Below are 26,070 nucleotides of genomic sequence, written 5' to 3' on the forward strand. Positions count from 1 at the left end.
GGCACGAACGGGTAGGGGCAGGGGCATGATCTACCTCGACTACCAGGCCACCACGCCCCTCGCGCCCGAAGCGCGCGAGGCGATGCTGCGCTGGCTCGGCGGACCTGCCGACGACACCTTCGGCAACCCGCACAGCGCGCACCGCATGGGCCGCATGGCCGCCGCGGCGGTCGAGACCGCGCGCGAGCGGGTCGCGGCGCTGCTGCCTGCGGGCGGCCAGCTGGTCTTCACCTCCGGCGCGACCGAGGCGATCAACATGGTGCTGCAAGGCACCCCGGGCGACGTCGTCACCTTCGCCACCGAGCACGCCGCGGTGCTCGATTGCCGGCGCGCGGTCGAGGCTCAGGGGCGGCGCTTCACGGTGCTCCCCGTGACGCCCGATGGCCGCGCCGATGTCGAGGCATTGGCCGGTCATGTCACGTCATCGACAGGTCTTGTCGCGGTCATGGCGATCAACAATGAGATCGGGGTGCGCAATCCGCTCGCCGCCGTGGTCGAGATCGCGCAGTCGGTCGGGGCGAGGGTGCTGGTCGATGCGGTGCAGGCCTATGGCCGGGTGCCGGTCGAGGTCGCTGCCGATTACATCGCGATCTCCGCCCACAAGTGTCACGGTCCCAAGGGCATCGGCGCCTTGTGGGTGGGTCCTGGCGCTCCCGTCGCCCCCCTGTTGCACGGTGGTGGGCAGGAAGGGGGGCTGCGCTCGGGCACGCTCTCGCCCGCGCTGTGCGCCGGTTTCGGCGCGGCGGCGCAGGTCGCGCAGGAGAGCCTGTCGGAGCAGATGTTTCACGTGGAACAGCTCTGGACCATGGCGCGCGAAGCCTTCGCCGGGTGGGAGCTGAACGGCAGCGCGGTCGATCGCTGGCACGGCAATCTCAACATCAGGAAGGACGGTCTCGACGTCGCCCGGCTGATGAGCGACTGCCGCCAGGTGATGTTCTCCGCCGGCAGCGCCTGCGCCAGCGGATCGGGGCGGCCCAGCCATGTGCTGCGCGCGATCGGGCTGAGCGAGGCCGAGGCAAAGTCCTCTATCCGCCTCGGTTTCGGACGCTATACGACCCGGCAGGACATCGAGACCGCCGCCGCCGCGATTCTCGCGGGCGCGAAGGAGCAAGGCCTGTGAGCATCACCCTGACCTTCATCGATCCGCGCGGGAAAGCCGTCGAGACAGCGGCGGAAAGCGGCGACAACCTGCTGCGCGCGGGCCAGGCGGCGGGGCTGCCGCTGGAGGGCACCTGCGAGGGGCAGATGGCCTGCTCCACCTGCCACGTGATCGTCGCGGCCGAGTGGTTCGACCGCCTCCCTCCGGCCTCGGAGGAGGAAGAGGACATGCTCGATTTCGCCGCCGGCGCACGGCGCACCTCCCGCCTGTCGTGCCAGATCGAACTGACGCCCGACCTCGACGGGCTGACCGTCTCCGTCCCTGCCGAAAGCAACGATCTGAGGCGAATGTAGCCCCCGCTATTCCGGGCGTAGCTCGAGCAGCCAGATCGCCGCCACCAGTCCTGCGCTCGCCACCATCAGCGCGCCTGCCACCAGCTTGAGCGTCAGCCCCCGCATCGGGCGCGCCTTGTGGCATTCGAGCCGGTCGGCCACCTCCGCTGCCTTGCGCTGCGCGGCGTAGAAGATCGCGATGGCGACGAGGATGAAGACGCTTGCCAGCGCCCGCGGTATCCAGGGCGGCTCGAGCCGTCCGAACAGCGCGTTGAAGCCGAGCCCGATGCCCACCGCGGCGAGGCCCGTGCGCATCCATCCGGCGAAGGTGCGCTCGTTCGCCATGATGGTCCGGTCCTCGGCCCAGTCCGTGCGCCGCTCCGCCCAGTCGGTGCGCTGCTCGGCGAGGCCGTTGCGCCCGTTCTCCTCAGCGTCCGCCTCTCCCATCGCCGCCAGCGCAGGCTCAGTCGGCAGGCGCCATGTCGAGCGCCGCCATCAGCGCCTCGGTAAAGGCGGGGATATCGTCCGGCTTGCGGCTGGTGATGAGATTGTCGTCGACCACCACCTCCTCGTCGACCACCGCCGCGCCGGCATTGACGAGATCGGTGCGGATCGAGGGCCACCCGGTGACCGTGCGCCCCTCGATCAGATCGGCCTCGGCCAGCAGCCAGGGCGCATGGCAGATCGCCGCGATCGGCTTTTCGGCGGCATAGAAGGCGCGCACCAGGTCGATCACCTTGCGATGGGTACGCAGGACATCGGGATTGATCTGGCCGCCCGGGAGCAGCAGGGCGTCGTAATCGTCGACCGAGACCTCGCCGATGGTCAGGTCAACCGGTACGGTCTGGCCCCAGTCCTTCTTGTCCCAGCCGCGGATCTCGCCGGGTTCGATGCTGGCGATCGTAACTTCGGCGCCCGCTTCGACCAGCAGGTCGCGCGGTTTTTCGAGTTCGGACTGTTCGAAGCCGTCGGTGGCGATGATGAGGACGCGCTGCATGGAAATTCTCCTTTTGAAGACCGATGCTAGTCGCGCCTCGCTCGTGCAGTTCCTTCGGGCGGGTCAGGGCGGCTACGGCGCGCGGCGGGCCGCTTTCCCTGTGGAAACCCCTCTCCCTCGCAGCGGTGCGGGTTGCTAGACGAGGGCCATGTCCGATCCCACCATCACCGACACGCCCGACGATGGTTTCGACGCGATTGTCGATGCGCCCTTCGATGCCGCGCTGTCGGAGCGTTACCTCGTCTATGCCCTCTCGACGATCACCGCGCGCTCGCTGCCGGATCTGCGGGACGGGCTGAAGCCGGTTCACCGCCGCCTGCTGTGGGCGATGCGGCAGCTGAAGCTCGATCCTTCCAGCGCCTTCAAGAAGTCCGCCCGCGTCGTCGGTGACGTGATCGGGAAGTATCACCCGCATGGCGATGCCTCGGTCTACGACGCGATGGTGCGCCTCGCGCAGGACTTTGCCCTCAGGTATCCGCTGGTCGAGGGGCAGGGGAACTTCGGCAATGTCGACGGGGACAACGCCGCCGCCTACCGCTACACCGAAGCGCGCCTGACCAAGACCGCATTGGAACTGATGGCAGGGCTCGACGAGGGCACGGTCGATTTCCTTCCCACCTACAACGGCGAGGAGATCGAGCCCGAGATCTTCCCCGGCCTGTTCCCCAATCTGCTGGCGAACGGCGCGAGCGGGATTGCGGTGGGGATGGCGACCAGCATCCCGAGCCACAACGTCGCCGAGATCATCGATGCGACGCTGGAGCTGATCGACAACCCCTCTGTCACGCATGAACGGCTGATGGAGCTGTTCCACGGCCCCGATTTCGCCACCGGCGGCCACGTGATCGACAGCCCCGCGGTCATCAGCGAGGCCTATCGCACCGGCCGCGGCGCCTTCCGCCTGCGCGGTCGGTTCCTTGCGCCCGAGGCGAAGGATCCTGCCGACATCGAGGCCGGGATCGAGCGGCTCGGCGGCGGCCAGTGGCAGCTGGTGATCTCCGAAATCCCCTACCAGGTGCCGAAGTCCAAGCTGATCGAGCAGATCGCGCAGGCCATCGCCGACCGTAAGCTCCCGATCCTCGAGGACGTGCGCGACGAGAGCGACGAGGCGATCCGCATCGTCATCGTCCCCAAGAGCCGCAATGTCGATCCCGAGCTGCTCAAGGAGAGCCTGTTCAAGCTCACCGACCTCGAGACGCGCTTCAGCCTCAACATGAACGTGCTCGACGCGCCGCCCGGGCTGGGGCGGACCCCGATGGTCATGGGGCTGAAGGAACTGCTCGAAAGCTGGACCTTCGCGCAGATCGACATCCTCCAGCGCCGCGCGAAGCACCGGCTCGCCAAGATCGCCGACCGGCTGGAACTGGTGCGCGGCTACATCATCGCCTTCCTCAATCTCGACCGGGTGATCGAGATCATCCGCACCGAGGACGAGCCCAAGCCGGTGATGATGGCCGAATTCGACCTCACCGACCGCCAGGCCGAAGCGATCCTCAACATGCGGCTGCGCAGCTTGCGCAAGCTCGAGGAAATGCAGCTCAGGAAGGAGCAGGACGAACTGCTGGCTGAGCAGGACGAGCTCGAGAAGCTGCTCGAAAGCCCGGCGCGGCAGCGCACCCGGCTGAAGCGCGACCTTCGCAACCTGCGCAAGGACTATGCCGAGGACACGGCCCTAGGAAAGCGCCGCACGCTGATCGCGGAAGCCGCTCCCACAGTCGAGTTCAGCATGGAGGCGATGATCGAGAAGGCGCCCGTCACCGTGATCCTAAGCCAGAAGGGTTGGATCCGCGCCGCCTCCGGGCACGTGCCGCTCGATCAGGAATTCAAGTACAAGGAGGGCGACGGTCTCGCCTTCATCTGCCACGCGCAGACCACCGACAAGCTGCTGCTGGCCGCCTCCGACGGGCGCTTCTTCACCCTGGGCTGCGACAAGCTCCCGGGCGCGCGCGGCTTCGGCGAGCCGGTGCGCACCATGATCGACCTCGAGAGCGAGGCCAGCGTCAGCGCGATGATGGTGCACCGCCCGGGCGGACGCCTGCTGCTCGCCTCGAACCACGGCAAGGGTTTCGTCGCCGAGACGAACGAGCTGCTGGCCGAGACCCGCAAGGGCCGGCAGGTGGTCAATCTCAAGGATGGGGCGCGGCTGGCGGTGATCCGCCCGATCGGCGAGGGTCACGATCACGTCGCGGTCGTTGGCGAGAACCGCAAGCTGGTGGTGTTCAATCTCGAGGAACTGCCAGTAATGTCGCGCGGGCAGGGGGTGCAGCTGCAACGCTACCGCGACGGCGGGCTGTCGGACGCGACGACCTTCGTGCTCGCCGACGGGCTCAGCTGGCAGATGGGCGGATCGGGCGAGCGCACCCGCACCGAGACGGAGATCAGGATGTGGAAGGTCGCCCGCGGCGCGGCCGGTCGGATGCCGCCGCAGGGCTTCCCCAAGTCCGGCAAGTTTGGCTGAAGGAACTGCGGGAGCGCCATGCTCCCGCAGCACTTCTGCGACCCTGACGAAGGTTCAGGAGGCGCCGCCGGTGGTCTTCGCCGCGCCGCCGCCAGTGGCCGCGCTGGCGATCTGATCGCGGCTGTAGAGCACTGCGAGCTGGCCCTGCGGGTTCACCGCGAAATGTTCCTTGCGCATCTGGAGCATGCCCTGCGGGCTCTCGAGCAGGATGCGGTCGGCGGCAAGGTCGACCTCGGTCAGCTTGCCGACATCGCGGCCGCCGGCGGAGACGACGCTGGCGCCCACGACGAGCGCCGCATCACGCTTGGCGTTGGCCTCGGCGACGCGCTGATCCATCATCGTGTCGACTTGGTCGCGGGTGGCGTTGACGCTCTTGCCGGCATCGGCGTCGTAGAGCATGCTCACCGGCACTGCCGCCTTGTGCTTGCCGGTATCGATCACCACCACCTGATCGTCGATTTCGGAAACGGTGCCCACCGGGTTGCCGTCGTTGCCGTAGATCGTCGCGCCGACCTCCTGCGCCATGGCCGCCGCGGGGGTGACGGCAAGAGCGCCGGCAAGCAGCGCCAGCTTGAGGGTTTTCATCTTTCAACTCCGTACTCTTGTGGCCGGTAGCCGTGCCGAAGGAACGGCACGACCGGCAGGGGATCGCGGGCGCGAGCGGTTCGGGAAGGACACCGCGGCGAGGGGCCGAAAAGGCCGGGGAGAGTGACCGGTGCGCCTTCTTGGGGCTGCGTCCCGGTCTGGCCCGCAGACCTGATGCTAACCTGCGTAAGACACGCGCGGCAACCGGAGCGGGGCGCATTTGTCGCGGTTTTGGCCCCGTTCGCCCCGGGGCCGGGGTTCAGGCGCGGGCCTTGTCCAGTTCCTCGGCGAGCAGCGCCTCGATCCGCGCCGAATCGGGGAAACCCTCGGCGACCCAGCGCGCCTCGACGGCCTGAAGGATACGCGCGACGGACGGGCCCGCGCTCACACCCCGCGCAACGATCGCGCCGCCCTTGAGCGGGAAGACGGGAACGCTCCATCCCGCCACTGGGCGCGCATCCGCGCCCGCCAGAAGCAGGCGGTCGGTCGCGACGGGCGGGGTCAGGCGATAGGCGAGCGCCAGCGGCGCGGCACCATCGCCAGGCGCGCGCTCGGCGGCGGCGACAAGGCGGGTGCGCTGCGCCTTGGAAAGCCGCAGGCGGGCGGCGACGGTCTCGGCGACGTCGGGCGAGGGCGGCAGCAGGGCGGCGAGGCGCCGCACCGGATCGGGCGCGAAGCCCTGTTCCCGCTCGGCGGCGATCAGGCGGGCGAGGGCGGCGAGCTGCGGGGCGCAGGCCTCGGGCAGGATTACGCCGAGCACCCCGCGCGCTCGCATCCGTTCGAGCGTCGGATGGGGATCGGGCAGGGCGAGCAGCGCCAGCAGCTCGGTAGCGATGCGCTCGCGGCTGAGGCCCTTCAGCGTGTGCGCCAGCGCGGCGCAGGCATCCTCGGCCTCCTGATCGAGATCGGCGCCAAAGCGGGTCTGGAAGCGGTAGTAGCGCAGGATTCTGAGGTGATCCTCGGCGATCCGCGCCGCCGCCTCGCCGATGAAGCGCACCCGCCCGGCGGCAAGATCCTCGCGCCCGCCGAACCAGTCGTCGATCTCGAGCGTCTCGGGATGGGCATAGAGCGCGTTGATCGTGAAATCGCGCCTTGCGGCGTCCTCGGGCCAGTCGGAGGCGAAGGCGATGGTCGCGCGCCGCCCGTCGGTGGCGACATCGCGGCGAAGGGTGGTGACCTCGACCGGTCCGTCCTTCAGGATCGCGGTGACGGTGCCGTGCTCGATCCCGGTCGGCACGGTGCGTATGCCGGCGCGCCCGCAGGCGGCGATGACCTCGGCGGGCATCAGCTTGGTGGCGCAGTCGACGTCGGCGACCGGCACGCCCAGCAGGCCGTCGCGCACCGCCCCGCCGACCCAGCGAATGTTCTCCGCCCCGAGCGCCGCCGTCAGCGCGGCGAGGCCTTCGCGGCGGGTCCAGTCGGCCGCGGCAAGATCATGCAGCATCGCGCAGCGCCTCCAGCGTGATCCGCCGCGACAGGTTGGCGATGATCGCTGCCGTCACGCCCCAGATGCGGAAGCCCTGCCATTCGAGCTCGAGATAGCGCCGCGTCGCCCCCCGCCAGTACGTCTCGTTGGTGGTCCAGCTGGCGGGATCGAGCAGCAGGGCGAGCGGCGCCTCGAACCATGCCTCGACCTCGGTCGGGTTGGGCACCAGCGGCAGGCCGTGCGGCACCACGCCCACCACCGGCGTCACCACGAAGCCGGTGCCGGTGTGATAGACGTCGCTGGTGCCGATCACCTGCACCGCGCTGCGGGGGAGGGCGAGCTCCTCCTCGGCCTCGCGCAGGGCGGCGGTGACGGCGTCCTCGCCCGGATCGATCTTGCCGCCGGGGAAGGCGACCTGCCCCGGGTGGTCGCGCATCGCGCGGGGGCGTTGGGTGAGGATCACCTGCGGATCGTCCGCGACATCGGTGATCGCGATCAGCACCGCGGCCGGCGTCGCGCGGCCATCGCGGGCGAATTGCGCATCGCTCAGCAGATTGGGGATGTCGCGCGCATGGCCCTCGGCGAAGGCGCGCGAGAGGGGGGCAAGGATGCTCATGGCAGCAGGCGGAAGGCCTCGCCCTGGCTCTCGACCAGCCAGCCGTTTTCCTCCGCCCCCTCGGCCAGCGCGATCTCGGCCAGCTGCGCCCAGGTCGAACGGTTGAGCCGCGCCTCGCACCCGCGCCGCACGTGGAGATAGAGCGCGGGTTCATCGGCCGTGCCCGCCGCGCGCAGGGCATGGTCGGGGCCGGCGATGACGATGTCGTCGGTGTTGAGCCGGAAGGCGAGGGCTCCCTCGGCGCGCACGCAGTCGACCGCGATGAAGGCGGCGTCTTCGACCTCGATGGCGAGCTTCTCGAAGGGGGTGACGAGCCAGTGGTGCCCGGCCGCGTCGCGGGTCAGCAGGCCCGCGAAGGCGCGCACCATCGCCTCGCGGCGGATCGGCCCGCCCTCATGGAACCAGGTCCCGTCGGCAGCGATCACCATGTGGCTCTCGCCCACTTTCTGCGGCGCCCAGCTCTCGACCGGCGGGAGCTTGCGGTCGGCCACCAGCGCGGCGATCTCGGAGAGCGACAGGCCGGCAAGGTGCGGGGGCGGTTCGTAGGGCATGGCGCAGGCAGGGATGACAGATGGGGCGCGCAAGGTGAAGGGGTTATCTCCCCCTAGCCCTCCCACGGCCCCAGCATGCCTTCCGCCGGCATGGCGGCAAGCCCGTGGCCGCGGGCGAGCAGGCGGTGCTGTTCATAGGGACCCGGGCAGCGCCAGCCGCCCGTCATCGCGGCGGAAAAGCCCCAGCGACCGTAATATTCCGCATCGCCGATAAGCACCTGCGGGAGGGCGCGACCACCGGTGGCGGCGAGCCGCGCATCCTCGGCGAGCATGGCGCTCATCAGGCCGATGCCGAAGCCTTCGCCCTGCCGTTCCGGAACGACCGCGACGGGGCCGACCATCACCAGCGGCACCTGCCCCTTTTTCGTCTGCAACCCGATCGGCCAGGACTGGATCGTCGCCACCAGCATCTCGTCCGCATCGAGCGCGGCGAGGCTGAGGCCGGGCAGCCAGTCCATGCCCTCCCGGATGCGGTAGGCGGTGCGCGCATGGCGGTCCGGCCCGAAGGCACGGTCGAGCACTTCCTCGATCATGGCGGGGTCGACCGCCTCGAGCGGGATGATTGTCGCGGTCTCGGCCGCGCGGGGGGCAGCGGCCATCAGCGCGGGGTCAGCTTGAACAGCCTGGCGCCCTTGCCGTCCTCGGCGATCCAGATCGCCCCATCGGGCCCTTGGGCGATGCTGCGCAGGCGCTTCTCGAAGCCCCAGCGGGCGGTCTCGCGCGCGCTCTCGCCCTCGATCGTCACCGCGACCAGCGCCTGGCTGCCGAGCCCCGGCATCAGCACCTTGCCCTTCCATTCGGCGAACAGATCGCCGGTGTAGATCAGCATGTCACCCGGTGCGATCACCGGGGTCCAGCTCGCCGCGGGCTGGGCGAAGCCATCCGAGGGTTCATGGTCGGGGATCGGGTCACCGTTGTAATGCTCGCCGTTGGAGCGCACCGGCCAGCCGTAATTGGCGCCGGGCTTGACGAGGTTCAATTCGTCACCGCCCGCCGGGCCATGCTCGACCTCCCACAGGCGGCCCTGCGCGTCCCAGTCGATCCCGAGGATGTTGCGGTGGCCCCACGACCAGATCTCGGCATTGACGCCGCCCTGATCGGCGATCGGGTTGCCCGCGGCGGGCGTGCCGTCGAGGTTGAGGCGCACGATCTTGCCGAGCGTGTTGCCGGTTTCCTGCGAGGGCTGCATCTTCTGCCGCTCGCCGCTGGCGATGAAGAGATACTTCCCGTCGGGCGAGAAAGTGATGCGGTGCGAATAGTGGCCGCGGCCCGTGACCTTGGGGGTCTGGCGCCAGATGACCGACAGGCCCTCCACGGCGCAGGAATCGACGGCGGTGCAGGCCAGCGTGCCCCTGCCGACCGCCGCGCCGCGGGTGTCGCCCTCGCCCGCCTCGGCCCAGCTGAGATAGATCGTGCGGCCGTTCAGCGGCTTGCCCGCCTCGGCCGGCAGGAAGGCGACATCGCCGAGCCCGCCCTGGCCGCCATAGGCGACCTCGGGCATGCCGGAGACGGTGCCGGTTTTCCCGCTGGCGGCGTCGAGCACCTTGAGCGTCCCCGACTTTTCGGTGACGAACAGCATCTGGGTGCCGGGCGCGAAGGCAATCGCCCAGGGTTCCTCGAAGGTCCCGGCTCCGGTGGCGCGGAACGGGGTGACGGGTCCGGTAGTCGCGACGATCGGGTCCGCCTGGGCGGTTTCCCTGGCTGCGGCTGTTTCCCCGGTTTCGGCATTGGCGCAGCTTGCCAGCGCCAGCGCCGGGAGAGAGAAGGCGGCGAGCAATCGGGCGGAACGGATCATGATAGGGGTCACTCCGGTTTTGGCGATCAGGGACGAGCCGGTCGTGATCGGCGTCGACGAGGCCGGCCGCGGGCCGCTCGCCGGGCCGGTGGTGGCTGCGGCCGTGGTTCTGGGTGCGGCGATACCGGCAGGGCTCGACGATTCCAAGCGCCTTTCGGCGAACCGCCGCGCGCGGTTGGACACGGAGATCCGGCAGGGCTGCGGCTGGGCCGTCGCGGTGGTCGAGCCGGAGGAGATCGACCGGGTCAACATCTTCATGGCGACGATGCTGGCGATGACCCGCGCGGTGGCGGGCCTCACCGCGGCGCTCGGCTGCGAGACGCGCGAGGTGCTGATCGACGGCAACCTCACCCCGCACGGGCGCTGCGGCGACTGGCGCTGGCCGGCGCGCGCTATCGTCGGCGGGGACGGGCTGGAGCCGTGCATCTCCGCCGCCTCGATCATCGCCAAGGAATGGCGCGACCGCCTGATGTGCGAAGCGGCCGCCGCCCATCCCCATTATGGCTGGGAGCGCAACAAGGGTTACGGCACGGCGGAACACCTCGAGGCGCTGCGCCGCCACGGTCCGAGCCCGCTCCACCGCCGCAGCTTCGCGCCGGTCGCGCAGCTCCAGCTGATCTGAACGGGCAATCAATAAAGATTTCAGCTTTTTGTTTTAAGCATGGCGCGAAAGGGTAATGCGTCATGACCATCCATCGTCCCATCTTCGGCCGCAAGCAGACCGGCGCCGGCCAACGCCCCCCTCTGCGCGTCGCGCCCCATGAGGTTGCAAACGACGCGCCCGCCAAGCGCATCCTGCCCGAGGAAGTGTGGGACGGGCCCGCGGGCGACACCCTGCGCGACATGGGGATGCACCCGGATTCGCCCGCCAACCACCGCATGACCCAGGAACGCGCCGACGCGCTCCAGCAGGAGCAGATCGACCTGCAGCGCCAGTTCCTCGAGCGGGTCAATTCCCAGCTTCCCGCGGGCACGACGGTGTGCGCCTATGCCATGCTGCCGTGGGCGCTCTGGAACGGCCCCTATGGCCACATGCTGGCGGTGACCTGCGGACTGTGGCCGCAGCAGCCGTGGAACACCCTGCTGCTCGCCGCCGACCAGCGGTCGAGCTTCGTGCTCGACCTGCCCGAGCATCCGGGCGGCTATCCGCCCGATTTCGTCCCCCAGCTCGAGCGTCTGCTCGGCGAGCTGCGCGGGGAGATGGATGCCGAGATGGCGAAGGCCAAGGCCGCCGCCAGCCTCAGCTGGGATGCGGTCGCGGCATGGGATGCGGCGCGGGTGGCGATGATCCCCAAGATCATGGCGATGGCGCACTATGTCGGCCAGATGTGCGTTGGCGAGGAAGCCTATGCGCGGCACAAGAAGCTGTTCGCCAAAACGCTCGGCTGGCCCTTCGGGGACTGAAGCCCCGGCGCTTGAGTCCTTTGCGCCACACCCCCGCATATCGAGTCCGCCGGGTGGCCGGGGACTCTACATCTTGTGCCGGACTCGTTTCGTTCCGCGCCGCTGGCGTTGCGGGCCGCAAAGGGTGCGAAAAATTAGAGGCTTGACGCGGACTCTTCAAAGACTCATGCCTGTGGATAAGTTCCATGCATGAGAGGCGAGGGCCACGTGGCGGGCGTGATAGACAAGGTGAAGTTGCGGGCGAAAAGCGTTCAAAAGACGCAGGAAATTGCGCGTTCACCCGATCTGCCGCTGGGCCGCATCCTGCCCGGTGACTGCATCGCCGCGATGCGCTCTCTGCCCACGGCGAGCGTCGATCTCGTCTTCGCCGATCCGCCTTACAATCTGCAACTCGGCGGCGACCTCAACCGCCCGGACGGCAGCCATGTCGATGCCGTGACCGACCACTGGGACCGGTTCGACAGCATGGCGGCCTATGACAAGTTCACCCGCGAATGGCTGACCGAGGCGCGCCGCGTGCTGAAGCCCGACGGGGCGCTGTGGGTGATCGGCTCCTATCACAACATCTTCCGCGTCGGCACGATCCTTCAGGACCTCGGCTTCTGGATCCTCAACGACATCGTCTGGCGCAAGACCAACCCCATGCCCAACTTCAAGGGCACCCGCTTCACCAACGCCCATGAAACCCTGATCTGGGCGAGCATGGGCGAGAAGGCGCGCTACCACTTCAATTACCGCGCGATGAAGACGCTCAACGACGAACTCCAGATGCGCAGCGACTGGGTGCTGCCGATCTGCGGCGGCGCGGAGCGGCTCAAGGAAAACGGGAAGAAGGCGCATCCCACCCAGAAGCCCGAGGCGCTGCTCTACCGCGTGCTGCTGGCGACGACCGAGAAGGGCGATGTCGTGCTCGATCCCTTCTTCGGCACCGGCACCACGGGCGCGGTCGCCAAGCGGTTGGGGCGCGAGTGGATCGGGTGCGAGCGCGAGGATGTCTACCGCGAGGTCGCGACCAAGCGCATCGCCCGCGAACTGCCGCTCGATGAAAGTGCGCTTACGACCATGCAGAGCCCCCGCACCGCGCCCAAGGTGGCCTTCGGGGCGGTGGTCGAGGCGGGGCTGATCCCGCCCGGCTCGCAGGTGTTCGACAAGAAGCGCCGCTGGATCGCCACGGTGCGGACCGACGGCTCGCTGGAGTGCCAGGGCAAGACCGGATCGATCCACGGCCTCGGCAAGGAGCTTCAGGGTGCGCCGTCCTGCAACGGCTGGGCCTTCTGGCACTACGAGGCGGGTACAGAGGTTCAGCCGATCGACGCCGCGCGCCAGCTCTACCTGCTCGCCGCCGAGGACTGATCGCGGGCCATGGCCGCCGCGGTCTACATCCACCCGCTCACCCTCGTTTCCGGCCCCCAGGCGGTCGAGGGCGGGGCGGTGCGGCTCGGGGGCAGCATGGCCTATGCCCGCGAGTTCGCGATGGTGGTGCGCGAGGGCGGGCAGGTGGCCGAGCGGACCGTGGGCACCCGCGAGGTGATCGAGGCGGCGATCGCGCGCCTTCCGGGCGGCCTCGCGCAGGATGCCACGGAGCAATGGGCGAACCTCGCCCGGGTCCACCCGCCGCTGGAACTGGGCGCACGCACCGTCCGGCTCGACCAGCCGCAGGTGATGGGGATCCTCAACGTCACCCCCGACAGCTTTTCCGATGGCGGCCGGCACGACGAGGCCGAGGCCGGCCGCGCCCATGCCGCCGCCATGCTCGAGGCCGGTGCGGCGATCATCGACATCGGCGGGGAGAGCACCCGCCCGGGCGCCTCGGCGACCTTCGAGGACGAGGAGATCGGCCGCATCCTCCCCGCGGTCGCCTATTGCGCCGCGATGGGCGCCGCGATCAGCCTCGACACCCGCCGGGCGGGCGTGCTGGCGGCGGGGCTCGGGGCGGGGGCGCACATGGCCAACGACGTCTCGGCCCTGCGCTACGATCCGCGCAGCATCGAGGTGGTCGCGACCGAGGGTTGTCCGGTCGTCCTCATGCACGCGCCCGGAAGCGGCGAGGACCTGCACAAGGGCGGCGACTATGTCGACGTGGTGAGCGAGGTCTTCGACTTCCTCAAGGCCGCCCGCGCCCGCGCCATCGCCGCCGGGGTGGCGGCGGAGCGGATCATCTGCGATCCCGGCATCGGTTTCGGCAAGTCGCTCGCCGAGAACCTCGCGCTGATCAATGCCCTGCCGCTGTTCCATGCGCTTGGCAGCCCGCTGATGCTGGGCGCTAGCCGCAAGCGCATGATCGGCGCGCTGTCGCACGAGGAGGAGGCGGGCGCGCGGCTGGCGGGATCGATCGCGCTCGCCGTGAAAGGCATGGACGCGGGCGTCCACCTGCTGCGCGTCCACGATGTCGCCGAGACGGTGCAGGCGCGCAACGTGTGGCGCGGGCTGCGCGATGCGGCGCTCACCAATTTCAGCGCGCTCCCGCCGCTCTGACGAGGCCAGCCTGAGCCTTTCCTACGCCGGGGCGGTGCGCTAGGCAGGGCGGACGCGGGGACGCCTGCGCTGGCAGGGACGCCCGGAAAAACGCCGCGCACAGTGTCAATTTCGGTTTTGGGGGATAACCCCATGAAAGGAAAGCGGAAAACCTGTAGGAAATCGAAGTTTACACTGTCAACTTTGTAAACTTCGCCCGGCCAGCGGCGAGCGGGCAGGGCAGGCGGGGCGGAACGCACTTCGCTGTCGCAACCCTGTCATCGGAGGTCGCCAGCACGGCCACGCCATGTCTGTTGCTTAAAGGAGTTTCCCGATGCGCCCCTCGCTGTTGCTCGCTGCCACCGCCCTCGGCCTTGCCGCCCCCGCCATCGGCGCGGCGCCGTCGCCGGTCGCCGTGACCCCGGACCAGCTGCTCGAGCCCTATTTCGCCGCCCTGCGCCAGCAGGTCGCCATGCCCGATGCGGGGCCCACGCCCGCGCTGAGCCCGGCCGCGACGCTAACCCGCATCGCCTTCGGCAGCTGCAACCACCAGAGCGCGCCGCAGCATATGTGGGCGCAGATCGCCGCGCAGAACCCGCAGCTGTTCCTGATGATCGGGGACAATGTCTATGGCGACAACGGCTGGGATGCCGACGCCGGGCTGGAGAGCTTGCGCAAATCCTATCTGCTTCAGGCCTCGCACCCCGAATTCCGCGACTTCCGCACGAAGATCCCGATGATGGCGACATGGGACGACCATGATTTCGGCCTCAACGATGCCGGCGCCAGCTTCCCCATGCGACGCTGGGGCGAGGCGCTGTTCGAGAGCTTCTGGCGCTCGTCCGATGCGGTGAAGGCGCGGCCCGGGGTCTACGAGAGCACCATCACAGGCCCCGAGGGCAGGCGCGTGCAGGTGATCCTGCTCGACACCCGCTTCTTCCGTTCGGACCTCAAGCGTGTAGCGTGGAGCAAGGACCGCCCGCCGCTCGGCGGCTACCTGCCCGACGACAGCCCGGACAAGACCGTGCTGGGGGCGGCGCAGTGGAAGTGGCTCGAACAGGAGCTGGCCAAGCCCGCCGATCTCAGGATCGTGGTGTCCTCGACCCAGGTCATCACCACCGCGCACCAGTTCGAGGGCTGGACCAACTTCCCCGCGGAGCGCGCGCGGCTGTTCGATCTCCTGGCGGCGCGCGAGGCGAGCGGGCTGGTGCTGCTCTCGGGCGATCGCCATGCGGCCGGCATCTACAAGACCGAGCACAAGGGCGAGACGCTGTGGGAGCTGACCAGCTCCTCGCTCAACCTCGCCTTCGGGGACGATATCGAACGCAGCACCGCGCGCGAGCCCGATCCGGCGCGCGTGACGAAGTTCTTCCCGATCGAGAATTACGGCCTTGTCGACATCGACTGGAAGGCGAAGGCGCTGACGCTGACGCTCAAGGGCAACACAAGCGCGACGCTGGCGAGCCAGGCTTTCAACTGGTGACCCGTCAGAGCGTGAAGCCGCCGTCCGACACCAGCACGTGGCCGGTGATGTTGGCGGCGGCATCGCCGAGGAGGTAGAGGATCGAGTCCGCCATCTCCTCGGAGGTGGCGAAGCGGCCCAGCGGGGTGGTCTTGGCCATCGCCTTGAGGGTCGCCTCGCGGCCGATGGCGGCGACCGAGGCCTTGAAGTCCTCGCCGCTCTCCCAGATCGCGGTGTCGACGCCGCCGGGCGCTATCGCATTGACGCGAATGCCTTTTCTGGCGTTCTCGGCGGCGGCGATGCGGGCCATGTGGGCGACCGCGGCCTTGGAGACGCCGTAGGGGCCGATGCCGGGGACGGGCTTGAGACCGGTGGTCGAGGCGACCACGACGACGCTGCCGGCCTTGCCCTCCATCGCCCTCAGGGAGGTCGCCAGCGTCATGAAGGCCCCGTCGAGGTTGACCGCCATCACCCGGCGCCATTCGGCCAGCGACAGGCCCGCGATCGGGCCGCCCGCGCCGATGCCGGCGTTGACGACGGCGTGGTCGAGGCCGGCGAGGCGGGGTTCGAGCGCCTGCCACAGCGCCTCGTCGGCGACGCTGCCGGTGATGCGGTGGACCTCGCCGGGCAGGTCGAGCGCGTCGAGCCCCGCCCCGTCGACATCGACGAGGAACAGCCGCGCCGCGCCCCGCGCCGCCAGCGCCTTTGCACAAGCGGCCCCGATCCCCGAGGCCGCGCCGGTGACGAGCGCCGAGCGCCCGGTGAAGTCCTGAAGTGTCGTCATGCCCCCGGGCTATAGCCAGCGGGGTTGCCGATCAAGCCGCGTTGTCGATGCCGAGGTCGGAGAGCTTACGGTAGAGCGTCGAGCGCCCGATCCCGAGCCTGCGCGCCACCTCGGTCATGCGGCCGCGGTAGTGCCCGATGGCGAGGCGGATCACGTCGGCCTCGATCTCCTCGAGCGGGCGCAGGTTGCCGTCGGGGGTGTAGAGCATGATGCCCACGCCCTCGTGGCTGCTGGCGCTGGCGAGGCTGCCCTGCCCGCCGAGCATCTCGGACAGCTGCGGGAAGCTGTCGGCTGTGAGCGAGTTGCCCTCGCAATAGACCGCGGCGCGGAACAGCACCGATTGCAGCTGGCGGACGTTGCCCGGCCAGTCGTAGGCGGCGAGCAGCGCGAGGGCGCTGTCGCTGACCGAGAGGTGGTTGAGCCCCGGCTGCTCGCCGATCCGGGCGAGGAAGTGGCGGGTGAGGGCCGGGATGTCCCCGGTGCGCTCGCGCAGGGGCGGCAGGACGATGCGGGTCGCGCCGAGCTTGGCGGCAAGCGCCGCGTCGAACTGGCCGGCCTCCACCATCCGGTCGATCCCGACATTGCTGGTGACCAGCAGGCGCACCTCGACCCGGAAGCCGTAGCTCGCGCCCACGGGGCGGATGATGCCGGTCTCGAGCGCCTCGGCGAGGCGCTGCTGGAGGACGGGGGTGAGGCGGTCGATCTCGTCGAGGATCAGCGTGCCGCCGTCGCAATGCTGGAAGGCGCCGATCTGGCGGTCGAAGGCGCCGGGGAAGCTGCCGGGCTCGTGGCCGAACAGCACCGAGTCGATCGACCCGGGCGGGATCGAAGCGAGGTTGATGATCCGCAGCGGGTCCTTGGCACGGGGGGAGGCGCCGTGCATCGCGCGCATCAGCATTTCCTTGCCGGTGCCGCTCTCGCCCTCGATCAGGACATGGCCATGCCCGCGCGCGGCCTTGGCCGCCTGGGCGAGCGCGGCCCGGAACGACGGGGCGGTGCCGATCATCGCGTCGAAATCGAGGCTGGCCGACATCTTCTCGGTCAGCGGGGCGAGCTCGTCGCGCGCGCTCTCGCGGGTGGTGACGGTGCGCAGCGCCTCCATCAGCCGGTCGGGCGAGACGGGCTTGACGAGATAGTCGCTGGCGCCCGCGCGCATCGCCTCCACGGCGAGCAGCGGCGAGGCGCTGGTGGTGAGCATCAGGATGGGAAGCGCAGGGCGGCGGGATTTCAGCTCAGCGATCAGCGCGCAGGCATCGTCGCCCGGCACCCACTGGTCGAGCAGGATCGCAGAGAGCTGCATCCCCTCGCGCGTGCCCAGCATCGCGATCGCGGTCTCGGCATCGGGGGCGACGATCGTGCGCCAGCCGTCGCGCGCAGCGATCGCGGTGATGAGCCGCGACTGGGCGGGCTCGTCGTCGATCAGCATGACGATTCGCGCGTCTTCCTGCGCGTGGGGGAGGCAATCCATCTCTGCCATCAGCTGTGCCGCTCGGCTCCCTCGTTCGTCCGGGCACGGCGCCCGAACCGACATCACCGGCTATCCATAGGACAGGGAGGTAAAGACCCGATTAAGGCTGTGCCGTCGCGGGACAGGGGCTTCGCGACGGCGGGCGGAGGAAGGGGCGGACTCTCACTAAAGGTGACTTGAGATAGCCGTCCTGCTCCGATACGGGAACGCCATGGACCACCCGGTCCGATTTTTCGGCAACCATTCGGCAACCAATCGCGCCATCGCGCGTTGAGGGGCCCAAGGGGAATAAGCAGAATGACTGTTCACGACATGGAAAAGGCCCAGGCCACCTACAGCGGCTTCATGGGCACGCTCAAATGGGCCGTTCCGGTGATCGCGCTGATCACCTTCGCCGTCGTCGCGGCGATCGCCAGCTAAGCCGCGCCAACGTGAAAATCGCCATCCTGAAAGAGCGCGCCTCGGGCGAGACGCGCGTCGCCGCCACGCCGGAAACGGTGAAGAAGTTTGCCGCGCTCGGCTGCACGGTCGCGGTGGAAGCGGGGGCGGGCGTGACCGCTTCCGTCGAGGATGCGGCCTATGCGGATGCAGGCGCGACGCTGGGCGACGCGGTGGCAACGGTGAAGGATGCCGATATCGTGCTCGGCATCCAGGCGCCCAATGTGGCGTTGCTTTCGGGAGCAAAGCCGGGCGCATGGGTGGCGGCGCTGTTCGAGCCCTTCACCAAGCGCGATGTGGTCGACGCCTATGCGGCAGGCGGCTTCGAGGCGCTGAGCATGGAGTTCATGCCGCGCATCACCCGTGCGCAGTCGATGGACGTGCTGTCCTCCCAGTCGAACCTTGCCGGCTACAAGGCCGTGCTGGCGGCGGCGGACGCATATGGCCGCGCCTTCCCGATGATGATGACCGCGGCCGGCACGGTGCAGGCGGCGCGCGTCTTCATCATGGGCGTGGGCGTCGCCGGCCTCCAGGCGATCGCGACGGCGCGGCGCCTCGGTGCGCAGGTCTCGGCGACCGACGTGCGCTCGGCCACCAAGGAGCAGATCCAGTCATTGGGCGCCAAGCCGATCTTCGTCGAGAACGTCGCCGGGATCGAGGGTGAGGGCTCTGGCGGCTATGCGACCGAGATGAGCGAGGAATACCAGAAGGCCCAGGCCGAACTGGTGAGCGGGCACATCGCCAAGCAGGACATCGTCATCACCACCGCGCTGATCCCGGGCCGGGCCGCGCCGCGCCTCATCACCGACGCGCAGATCGCGACCATGAAGCCGGGCAGCGTGATCTTCGATCTTGCCGTGGCGCAGGGCGGGAACGTCGAGGGTTCGGTCGCCGATCAGGTCGTGGTCAAGCACGGCGTCACCATCATCGGCTATTCGAACACGCCCGCGCAGCTTCCTGCCGACGCCTCGGCGCTGTTCGCGCGCAACCACTACAACTTTCTCAGCGCCTTCTGGGACAAGGAGGCCGGGCGACCCGTGCTCGACGAGGAGATCGGGAACGCGATCCGCCTGACGCAGGGCGGCAAGGTGGTGAACGAGAGGCTGCTCGGCTGATCCGATGGGGCTGATCAACGCCACCGTCTGGGACACTGCCGACGCAGCCGAGGACCTCGCCTATGCGCTCGGCAAGGGCGAAGTGGTGCGCATGGCGTTCAAGCTGGTGCGGGATTCGATCATCTTCACCGATCGCCGCATCCTGATGATCGACATCCAGGGGCTGACCGGATCGAAGAAGCGGTTCCTGACCATCCCGTACCGCGCAATCACCACCTTCACGCTCGAAAGCGCCGGACATTTCGACCTCGATACCGAGGTGACGCTGACCGTGTCGGGCTCTGCGCCGATTGCCTTCAACGTCAGCCGGGGCGCGGACGTGCCTGGCCTGGTGACGCTGCTCACCGAATATCTCGCTCCGGGCAAATGAGGGGACGAATGGGAAGGCTCTCGTACTACGCAACACGGCTCGCCATCGTACCGCTGGCAGCCGTTCTTGTGGCCGCCACCCCCGCCGAGGAACGTGCTGCCGCGCTTTCCGGCACGTGGAGCGTCGATCTCAGGGTCGACCTCGCCGACGAACCCTATTCGCAGCCGATGGTGCTGACCGTGGCGGCTGATGGCATAGTGACCGGCAGCTTCTACAACAGCGAGATCCTTGCGGGGCGTGCCGGATCGGCGCAGGGCCGGTCCTGCGTCGCGTTCCGCACCACCGACGGGCAGGGTCTCTATCACACATCGGCCTGTCTGGTGGATGGCACAATGGTGGGCCAGACTTGGGCGGAGGGCCGCAACTTCGTTCTGCCATGGACCGCAACAAGGGGCTGACATGGACTTTATCTCGATTCTCTCGATCTTCGTATTGGCCTGCTTCGTGGGCTATTACGTCGTCTGGTCGGTCACGCCGGCGCTCCACACCCCGCTGATGGCGGTGACCAATGCGATTTCCTCGGTGATCATCGTCGGCGCGCTGATCGCGGCGGCCGAGGCCGAGAACCCGGTCGCCAAGTATCTCGCGCTCGCCGGCGTGGTGATGGCGAGCATCAACATCTTCGGCGGCTTTGCCGTGACCGAGCGCATGCTCGCGATGTACAAGAAGAAGGAGAAGTAAGTGATGGACTTCTCCCTCCTTTCCGCCGCCGCCTCCGGCGAAGGCGCCACCCCCGCCTGGGCGATGCTCGCCTATCTCGTGGCGGGCGTGTTCTTCATCCTCGCGCTGCGCGGGCTCTCGAGCCCGGCCTCTAGCCGCGCGGGCAACCGCAACGGCATGATCGGCATGGCCATCGCGGTCGGCACGACCCTCGTCATGCACGGCACCAACCTTGTCGAGATCGGAATTGCGATTGCCATCGGCGCGATCCTGGGCGTGACCATCGCGCGGCGCATCGCCATGACCGCGATGCCGGAGCTGGTCGCGGGCTTCCACAGCCTCGTGGGCCTCGCTGCGGTGGTGGTGGGCCTTGCCGCATGGCTGAACCCTGCCGCCTTCGGCATCACCGATGCCGCCGGGCAGATCATGGCGGTCAGCCGCGTCGAACTCGGCCTCGGCATCGCGATCGGGGCGATCACCTTCTCGGGTTCGGTCATCGCCTTCCTCAAGCTTTCGGGACGTATGAGCGGTTCGCCGATCCTGCTGCCCGCGCGCCACATCATCAACCTCGGCACGCTGCTCGCGATCCTCGGCCTGATCGCCGCCTACACGCTGTCGGGCGCGGGCGGCGCGGGTGAGGGGCAGCTGGTGATCTGGATCACCGTGCTGGCCTTTGCCATCGGCTTCCTGCTGATCATCCCGATCGGCGGCGCGGACATGCCGGTTGTCGTGTCGATGCTGAACTCGTACTCCGGCTGGGCCGCGGCGGCGATGGGCTTCACGCTGGGCAATTCGGCGATGATCATCACCGGCGCGCTGGTCGGTTCCTCGGGCGCGATCCTCAGCTACATCATGTGCCGGGCGATGAACCGCAGCTTCATTTCGGTGATCGCGGGCGGCTTCGGCGCGGATGCAGGCGCCGGCGGTGCAGGCGGGGCACGCGAACAGCGGCCCTACAAGCAGGGCTCTGCCGAAGACGCCGCCTACATGCTCGAACAGGCCGAGAAGGTCATCATCATCCCCGGCTACGGGATGGCGGTCGCGCAGGCCCAGCACGCGCTGCGCGAAATGGGCGACAAGCTCAAGGAAAAGGGCGTGGAGGTGAAGTATGCCATCCACCCCGTCGCGGGGCGTATGCCGGGGCACATGAACGTGCTCCTCGCCGAAGCCAGTGTGCCCTATGACGAGGTCTTCGAGCTGGAGGACATCAACTCCGAGTTCGCCCAGTGCGACGTCGCCTTCATCATCGGCGCCAACGACGTGGTGAACCCTGCGGCCAAGACCGACAAGTCCTCGCCCATCTACGGGATGCCGGTGTTCGACGTCGACAAGGCCAAGCAGGTGTTCTTCATCAAGCGCTCGATGGGCGGGGTCGGCTATGCCGGGGTCGACAACGACGTGTTCTACATGAACCAGACCGTCATGCTGCTGGCCGACGCCAAGAAGATGGTCGAGGAAATCGTCAAGTCGCTCGACTGATGCGCAAGCTCTTTATCGGACTGCTGCTGATCTCAGGTCTCGGGGCCGGTGCGCTGTTCACCGGCCTCGCCGACCCGCTGGTGCGCTGGCAGGTCAAGGGCGCGCTGGTCGAATCCGGCATTGGCGAGGGCCGCGCCGAATGCATGGCCGAACGGATGGTCGAACGCCTCACCCTCGGCCAGCTGTGGAAACTGCGGCAGGGCATGGCGGCGCAGGAGGGCGAACCGGAAGAAGGCTATGGCTTTGGCGAACTCGTCAAGCGCCTTCGCCGCGTCGACGACGGCGAGGCGGTCGCGGTGCTCACCACCTCCGCGGGGCTGTGCGCGCTGGGCATCGGCTAGCCGCTTGCATTTCTTCCCCCCCTTGCGCCAGAGTGCGCGGCGGAGAGGGAGAACATCATGATCCGACTGGCACTTGCCGCTGCGCTGCTCGTAACCGCCGCGCCGCTCGCCGCCGAGACCCACCGCGTCGAACCGGGCGAGGGCGCTGCTGCCCGCCTGCAGGAGGCGCTCATCCTTGCCGCTCCGGGCGACGTGATCGAACTCGCCGAGGGGCGCTTCGTCCTCACCGACGGGCTCAGCCTCGACGTTGACGGGGTGACGGTGCGCGGGGCGGGCATGGACAAGACCGTGCTCGACTTCACGACCCAGGCGGGGGCGGGGGAGGGGCTGCTGGTCACCTCCGACAACGTGACCTTGCGCGATTTCGCGGTCGAGAACCCCAAGGGCGACGGGATCAAGTCCAAGGGCGCGGACATGATCATCTATGACGGCATCCGCGTCGAATGGACCGGCGGGCCCAAGGCGGAGAATGGCGCCTACGGCATCTACCCGGTCGAGAGCACCGGGGTGCTGGTGACGCGGTCGATCGTCTCGGGTGCGTCCGACGCGGGGATCTATGTCGGCCAGAGTCGCGACATCACGGTGCGCGGCAATGTCGTCAGGTTCAATGTCGCCGGGATCGAGATCGAGAACAGTCGCAACGCGCTGGTCGAGCGGAACGTCGCCACCCGCAACACCGGCGGGCTGCTGGTGTTCGACCTTCCCGGCCTGCCGGTGATGGGCGGTGGCAACGTGATCCTGCGCAACAACGCCGTGTCAGACAACGACACCCCCAATTTCGCGCCGCCGGGCAACATCGTCGCTTCCGTCCGGCGCGGAACGGGCGTGCTGGTGATGGCCAATGACGGCGTGCTGATCGAGAAGAACGCCTTCGAGAACAACCCCACCGCCCATGTCGTGGTTATCGCCTATACCCAGCCCTATGACGATGCGCGCTACAATCCCCATGCCCGCAACGTGATCGTCGGCTCCAACGCCTTCGGTCGCGGCGGGGACGATCCGCAGCTCGATGGGGCGGCGATGCTGCTGTCGGCCTTCGGCGGGGCGCTGCCACCGGTGCTGTGGGACGGGATCGCGGAGCAGCCCGGCAACGGGCTCAAGATCGCCGAGGGCGTCACCGGTTGGAGCCTCAACCTCGCGAAACCCGGCCAGAGCCTCGCCGAGGCGCAGCCCGGTCCGTTGATGCTGACGCCGGTCGCAAGCTGGGAGTTCCCGGAAGTCGGCGCTCCGGCGGCGCTGGAGGCGCGGCTGAAGTGAGGCGGGGCGTCGCGCTGCTGGCGGCGGCGGCCGCGCTGCTTTCGGGCACGATCGCCGCACGCGGGGCGGTGCCTGCCGCGCCGCGCGTCAATGACGGCGTTGTGGCTGGCGCGGGGATGCCGCGGTCGCTTTCGGAATTCGGGTTCTTCGCCGATGGCCGGGGGCAGGTGCCGGCGTTTGGGGTCGTCCCCTACGAACTCAAGGTTTCGTTGTGGTCGGACGGGGCGGAAAAGCTGCGCTTCATCTACCTTCCGCAAGGCACACAGCTTGCTGCCGAGGGGGAGGGCCTGCTGCGCTTCCCCGTGGGCGCCGCGATCATCAAGACCTTCGCCTTCGGCAAGGGCGCGGACCGTCGGCTGATCGAGACCCGCATCCTCCTCCACCGCGCCGATGGCTGGGTGGCGCTGCCCTATCGCTGGAACGCCGAGCAGACCGAGGCGACCCTTGCACTGGCGGGCGGGCGGCTCGATCTTGTCACCCCGGCGGGCGAGGCGATCTCCTATGCCATCCCGAACAAGAACCAGTGCAAGACCTGCCACAGCAAGGACGGGCAGGTGATCCCCATCGGCCCCAAGGCAAGGAACCTCTCGGCGCAGTGGCTGGGCGACATGCAGCGCGAGGGCCGGCTGGAGGGCGACACAGCCGCCGGCGACCGTCTGCCCGACTGGCGCACCCATGCGACCGCCCCCGCGCAGCCGCTCGCGCGGGCCTATCTCGACGTCAATTGTGCGCATTGCCACCAGCCCGGCGGGGGCGCCTCCAATTCCGGGCTCGACCTGCGCTGGGAGCAGACCGATCCCCACGCCATCGGCGTCATGAAGCGCCCGGTCGCCGCCGGGCGCGGCGCGGGAGGGCACGATTTCTCGGTGCTGCCGGGGCGCCCCGATGCCTCAATCCTTCTCTACCGCATGGACAGCGCCGAACCGGGGATCGCCATGCCCGAACTGGGCAAGAGCAGTATCGATCACGATGGCGTCGCGGTGGTGCGGCGCTGGATCGCGGAGATGAAATGATCAAGTGGTTCCTGCGCGGATTGCTCGCGCTCCTTGCGGTGCTGGTGATCGCCTTCCTGGTCTTCCGCACGCCGGATACCGACGCGGCGGAAATGCGCGGCAAGTACGGCGCGCCGCCCTCGCAATTCGTGGAGATTGGCGACGGGGTGACCGTCCACCTGCGCGACGAGGGCCCGCGCGATGCGCCCGCGATCGTCCTGCTGCACGGCTCCAACGCCGATCTCCACACCTGGGAGCCTTGGGTGCAGGCACTCAAGGATCGCTACCGCGTAATCCGCTTTGACCAGGTCGGTCACGGCCTCACAGGCCCCGACCCGAAGGAGGATTACTCGCGCGACAACTATGTCGCCGATATCCTCGAGGTCGCGGACCGGCTGGGCCTCGAACGCTTCGTCCTCGGCGGCAATTCGATGGGCGGCAAGCACGCGCTGGCCTTCGCCGTGGCCCATCCCGAGCGGCTCGCCGGCCTCGTGCTGGTCGACGGCAGCGGCGGGCCGATGCTCAAGCTCGACAAGGCCAAGGAGGAGAAGACCTCCGGCAATATCGGCTTCAGGATCGCGCGGATGCCGGGCGTCAACCTTCTGGCCGAACAGATCACCCCGCGCAGCCTGATCGCCCAGAGCCTCGAGCAGTCGGTGTCGAACAAGGCCATCGTCACTCCGGCGATGATCGACCGCTACTGGGAGCTGCTGCGCTATCCCGGCAACCGCCGCGCCACGCTTAAGCGCTTCAGCGAGCCCTATGATCCGCTGACCGAGGCCGAGGTCGCGGCGGTTACCACACCGACCCTCATCCTGTGGGGCGAGGAGGACCGCCTGATCCCGGTCGAGGCGGGCGAGTGGCTCGACCGGACCCTGCCCGACAGCACGCTGGTGGTCTACCGCGGTATCGGCCACCTGCCGCACGAGGAAGCGGCCGCCGAGACGCTTGCGACCCTCGAGGCGTGGCTTGCCGGGCACGCCGTCCCGCCGAAAGCACCCTGACGCCCGCACCCTCTGGACGCGCGGAACGCTTGCCGCCTAAAGCCGTTCGCAAGTGCACATTGGAACAGGAAGGGATGCCCGTTTGCGCAAACTCGGGATCATAGGCGGCATGAGCTGGGTGTCGACCGCGACCTATTACGATCGCATCAACCGCATCGTCCAGAAACGCGCCGCCCCGATGGCGAGCGCACCGCTCCTGATCGAGAGTCTCGACTTCTGCCAGCTCTACGCCCTCACCGAAGAGCGCGACTGGCAACGCGCGGCCAGCGTGCTGATCGACAGCGCGCGGCGGCTCGAAGGGGCGGGGGCCGAGGCGCTGATCATCGGCGCGAACTCGATGCACCGCCTCTACGACGATGTCGCAGCCTCGGTGAACATCCCGATCCTGCACATCGCCGAATATGTCGGCCTCGCCATGAAGCGCGCCGGGAAGAACAGCGCTGCCCTGCTGGGAACGCGCAACGTGATGACCGAGAGCTTCTACCGCAAGCGCCTTGTCGCGCACGGCATCGACCTGCTGCCGCCCAATCTGACCTATGTCGAGATGCTCGACCGGATCATCTATGACGAGCTGATGGTCGGCAAGGTCACCCGCGAGGCGGAGCGGACGCTGAAGACGATCATCACGAACAAGGCCCAGGAAGGCGCCGAGGCGATCGTGCTCGCCTGTACCGAGCTCGACCTCGTGGTCGATGTCGACGCCAACGTCCTGCCGATCTTCGACAGCACCCGGATCCACTGCGAGGCCGCCGCGAACTGGATTCTCGAGCAGGAAGTGGTGAATTAGTCCTCGGTTCGTCCGCCCATGCGGGCACCCTGCCGCATCGCAAGGTTGCATGGGGTGCAACGTCTTAACGCCTCTCCTATGTGGCGCGCGGATTTTGTCACGGAAACGTACTCGACATTATCCGGGTCTTCGGGTCGCACCGACAGGCCCTTGGGGCTGCCTCCCTTCCCCCCCAATCACCGGGGGGCGGCCCCAT

Annotated in this window: 29 protein-coding genes; 19 read left to right on the forward strand and 10 right to left on the reverse strand. The window is 68.6% G+C overall.

Annotation, left to right across the window (positions count from 1 at the left end):
- The first annotated feature begins 25 nt into the window (after window positions 1-25).
- Complete coding sequence (locus tag CBR61_RS07095; RefSeq protein ID WP_088913731.1) at window positions 26-1,120, forward strand: cysteine desulfurase family protein; 1,095 nt, start codon at window positions 26-28, stop codon at window positions 1,118-1,120.
- Window positions 1,121-1,122: 2 nt separating this feature from the next.
- Window positions 1,123-1,452: a 2Fe-2S iron-sulfur cluster-binding protein gene (locus tag CBR61_RS07100; RefSeq protein ID WP_420705701.1), complete on the forward strand. Its 330-nt coding sequence runs from the start codon at window positions 1,123-1,125 to the stop codon at window positions 1,450-1,452.
- Between the two features lie 6 nt (window positions 1,453-1,458).
- Here the strand turns inward: CBR61_RS07100 and CBR61_RS07105 are convergent, their stop codons facing one another.
- Both CBR61_RS07105 and CBR61_RS07110 read right to left on the reverse strand, forming a co-directional pair.
- Window positions 1,459-1,878 carry a YidH family protein gene (locus tag CBR61_RS07105; protein WP_088913733.1) on the reverse strand — a complete coding sequence of 140 codons (420 nt, stop codon included), beginning with the start codon at window positions 1,876-1,878 and terminating at the stop codon, window positions 1,459-1,461.
- Window positions 1,879-1,894: 16 nt separating this feature from the next.
- Window positions 1,895-2,428 (reverse strand): type 1 glutamine amidotransferase domain-containing protein, encoded by a 534-nt coding sequence (locus CBR61_RS07110; protein WP_088913734.1) that lies wholly within the window; start codon window positions 2,426-2,428, stop codon window positions 1,895-1,897.
- 148 nt (window positions 2,429-2,576) lie between these two features.
- Here CBR61_RS07110 and parC point away from each other — a divergent pair, with 148 nt between their 5' ends.
- Window positions 2,577-4,886: a DNA topoisomerase IV subunit A gene (gene parC, locus CBR61_RS07115; protein ID WP_088913735.1), complete on the forward strand. Its 2,310-nt coding sequence runs from the start codon at window positions 2,577-2,579 to the stop codon at window positions 4,884-4,886.
- Window positions 4,887-4,940: 54 nt separating this feature from the next.
- On the opposite strand, the gene CBR61_RS07120 is transcribed toward parC, so the two are convergent.
- The 6 genes from CBR61_RS07120 to CBR61_RS07145 form a co-directional block, all read right to left on the reverse strand.
- Window positions 4,941-5,471 (reverse strand): hypothetical protein, encoded by a 531-nt coding sequence (locus tag CBR61_RS07120; RefSeq protein ID WP_088913736.1) that lies wholly within the window; start codon window positions 5,469-5,471, stop codon window positions 4,941-4,943.
- 259 nt (window positions 5,472-5,730) lie between these two features.
- Window positions 5,731-6,915 (reverse strand): CCA tRNA nucleotidyltransferase, encoded by a 1,185-nt coding sequence (locus CBR61_RS07125; RefSeq protein WP_088913737.1) that lies wholly within the window; start codon window positions 6,913-6,915, stop codon window positions 5,731-5,733.
- Window positions 6,905-7,513 carry a CoA pyrophosphatase gene (locus CBR61_RS07130; protein WP_088913738.1) on the reverse strand — a complete coding sequence of 203 codons (609 nt, stop codon included), beginning with the start codon at window positions 7,511-7,513 and terminating at the stop codon, window positions 6,905-6,907. Before CBR61_RS07130 ends, CBR61_RS07125 begins: the two co-directional genes overlap by 11 nt.
- Window positions 7,510-8,064, reverse strand: coding sequence for a DUF1285 domain-containing protein (locus tag CBR61_RS07135; protein ID WP_088913739.1), 555 nt, complete (start codon window positions 8,062-8,064; stop codon window positions 7,510-7,512). The genes CBR61_RS07130 and CBR61_RS07135 overlap by 4 nt, the downstream gene beginning before the upstream one ends.
- Window positions 8,065-8,117: 53 nt before the next feature.
- Window positions 8,118-8,663, reverse strand: coding sequence for a GNAT family N-acetyltransferase (locus CBR61_RS07140; RefSeq protein ID WP_088913740.1), 546 nt, complete (start codon window positions 8,661-8,663; stop codon window positions 8,118-8,120).
- Window positions 8,663-9,859 (reverse strand): PQQ-dependent sugar dehydrogenase, encoded by a 1,197-nt coding sequence (locus CBR61_RS07145; RefSeq protein WP_088913741.1) that lies wholly within the window; start codon window positions 9,857-9,859, stop codon window positions 8,663-8,665. The genes CBR61_RS07140 and CBR61_RS07145 overlap by 1 nt, the downstream gene beginning before the upstream one ends.
- Here CBR61_RS07145 and CBR61_RS07150 point away from each other — a divergent pair.
- From CBR61_RS07150 to CBR61_RS07170, 5 genes are all read left to right on the forward strand, one after another.
- Window positions 9,858-10,481, forward strand: coding sequence for a ribonuclease HII (locus CBR61_RS07150; protein WP_088913742.1), 624 nt, complete (start codon window positions 9,858-9,860; stop codon window positions 10,479-10,481). The two genes, CBR61_RS07145 and CBR61_RS07150, sit on opposite strands and share 2 nt — an antisense overlap.
- 62 nt (window positions 10,482-10,543) lie before the next feature.
- The gene (locus CBR61_RS07155; protein ID WP_088913743.1) at window positions 10,544-11,263 is read left to right on the forward strand and encodes a hypothetical protein; all 720 of its coding nucleotides are present in this window, start codon (window positions 10,544-10,546) and stop codon (window positions 11,261-11,263) included.
- A gap of 189 nt (window positions 11,264-11,452) precedes the next feature.
- Entirely contained in the window at window positions 11,453-12,616 is a 1,164-nt protein-coding gene (locus CBR61_RS07160; protein ID WP_172835931.1) for a site-specific DNA-methyltransferase, read from the forward strand.
- Between the two features lie 9 nt (window positions 12,617-12,625).
- Entirely contained in the window at window positions 12,626-13,738 is a 1,113-nt protein-coding gene (folP, locus tag CBR61_RS07165) for a dihydropteroate synthase (RefSeq protein ID WP_088913744.1), read from the forward strand.
- Between the two features lie 313 nt (window positions 13,739-14,051).
- Window positions 14,052-15,200: an alkaline phosphatase D family protein gene (locus CBR61_RS07170; protein WP_088913745.1), complete on the forward strand. Its 1,149-nt coding sequence runs from the start codon at window positions 14,052-14,054 to the stop codon at window positions 15,198-15,200.
- Window positions 15,201-15,204: 4 nt separating this feature from the next.
- Here CBR61_RS07170 and CBR61_RS07175 read toward each other — a convergent pair whose 3' ends face one another.
- A complete protein-coding gene (locus CBR61_RS07175) occupies window positions 15,205-15,963 on the reverse strand; it encodes an SDR family NAD(P)-dependent oxidoreductase (RefSeq protein WP_088913746.1) in 759 nt (252 codons plus the stop codon).
- A gap of 31 nt (window positions 15,964-15,994) precedes the next feature.
- A complete protein-coding gene (locus tag CBR61_RS07180; RefSeq protein ID WP_088913747.1) occupies window positions 15,995-17,431 on the reverse strand; it encodes a sigma-54-dependent transcriptional regulator in 1,437 nt (478 codons plus the stop codon).
- 297 nt (window positions 17,432-17,728) lie between these two features.
- On the opposite strand from CBR61_RS07180, the gene CBR61_RS17220 reads away from it, so the two are divergent.
- The 11 genes from CBR61_RS17220 to CBR61_RS07230 all read left to right on the forward strand — a co-directional run bounded on the left by CBR61_RS17220 (window position 17,729) and on the right by CBR61_RS07230 (window position 25,874).
- Entirely contained in the window at window positions 17,729-17,851 is a 123-nt protein-coding gene (locus CBR61_RS17220) for a hypothetical protein (protein ID WP_267890709.1), read from the forward strand.
- Between the two features lie 11 nt (window positions 17,852-17,862).
- Window positions 17,863-18,984, forward strand: a complete 1,122-nt coding sequence (locus CBR61_RS07185; protein ID WP_088913748.1) for an NAD(P) transhydrogenase subunit alpha — start codon at window positions 17,863-17,865, stop codon at window positions 18,982-18,984.
- A gap of 4 nt (window positions 18,985-18,988) precedes the next feature.
- Window positions 18,989-19,354: a PH domain-containing protein gene (locus tag CBR61_RS07190; protein WP_088913749.1), complete on the forward strand. Its 366-nt coding sequence runs from the start codon at window positions 18,989-18,991 to the stop codon at window positions 19,352-19,354.
- A gap of 8 nt (window positions 19,355-19,362) precedes the next feature.
- Window positions 19,363-19,752 carry a hypothetical protein gene (locus CBR61_RS07195; protein ID WP_088913750.1) on the forward strand — a complete coding sequence of 130 codons (390 nt, stop codon included), beginning with the start codon at window positions 19,363-19,365 and terminating at the stop codon, window positions 19,750-19,752.
- Between the two features lies 1 nt (window position 19,753).
- Window positions 19,754-20,035: an NAD(P) transhydrogenase subunit alpha gene (locus tag CBR61_RS07200; protein ID WP_054117330.1), complete on the forward strand. Its 282-nt coding sequence runs from the start codon at window positions 19,754-19,756 to the stop codon at window positions 20,033-20,035.
- 3 nt (window positions 20,036-20,038) lie between these two features.
- Entirely contained in the window at window positions 20,039-21,493 is a 1,455-nt protein-coding gene (locus tag CBR61_RS07205; RefSeq protein WP_172835932.1) for an NAD(P)(+) transhydrogenase (Re/Si-specific) subunit beta, read from the forward strand.
- Entirely contained in the window at window positions 21,493-21,834 is a 342-nt protein-coding gene (locus tag CBR61_RS07210) for a hypothetical protein (protein ID WP_088913751.1), read from the forward strand. The genes CBR61_RS07205 and CBR61_RS07210 overlap by 1 nt, the downstream gene beginning before the upstream one ends.
- Window positions 21,835-21,891: 57 nt before the next feature.
- Window positions 21,892-23,091 (forward strand): parallel beta-helix domain-containing protein, encoded by a 1,200-nt coding sequence (locus CBR61_RS07215; RefSeq protein ID WP_088913752.1) that lies wholly within the window; start codon window positions 21,892-21,894, stop codon window positions 23,089-23,091.
- Window positions 23,088-24,104 (forward strand): SO2930 family diheme c-type cytochrome, encoded by a 1,017-nt coding sequence (locus CBR61_RS07220; protein WP_088913753.1) that lies wholly within the window; start codon window positions 23,088-23,090, stop codon window positions 24,102-24,104. Before CBR61_RS07215 ends, CBR61_RS07220 begins: the two co-directional genes overlap by 4 nt.
- On the forward strand, window positions 24,101-25,087 hold the full coding sequence (locus CBR61_RS07225) for an alpha/beta fold hydrolase (RefSeq protein WP_088913754.1): 987 nt from the start codon (window positions 24,101-24,103) through the stop codon (window positions 25,085-25,087). Before CBR61_RS07220 ends, CBR61_RS07225 begins: the two co-directional genes overlap by 4 nt.
- An 82-nt stretch (window positions 25,088-25,169) precedes the next feature.
- Window positions 25,170-25,874 carry an aspartate/glutamate racemase family protein gene (locus CBR61_RS07230; protein WP_088913755.1) on the forward strand — a complete coding sequence of 235 codons (705 nt, stop codon included), beginning with the start codon at window positions 25,170-25,172 and terminating at the stop codon, window positions 25,872-25,874.
- Window positions 25,875-26,070: the final 196 nt, after the last annotated feature.

Source organism: Porphyrobacter sp. CACIAM 03H1 (assembly GCF_002215495.1).
Taxonomy (GTDB): domain Bacteria; phylum Pseudomonadota; class Alphaproteobacteria; order Sphingomonadales; family Sphingomonadaceae; genus Erythrobacter.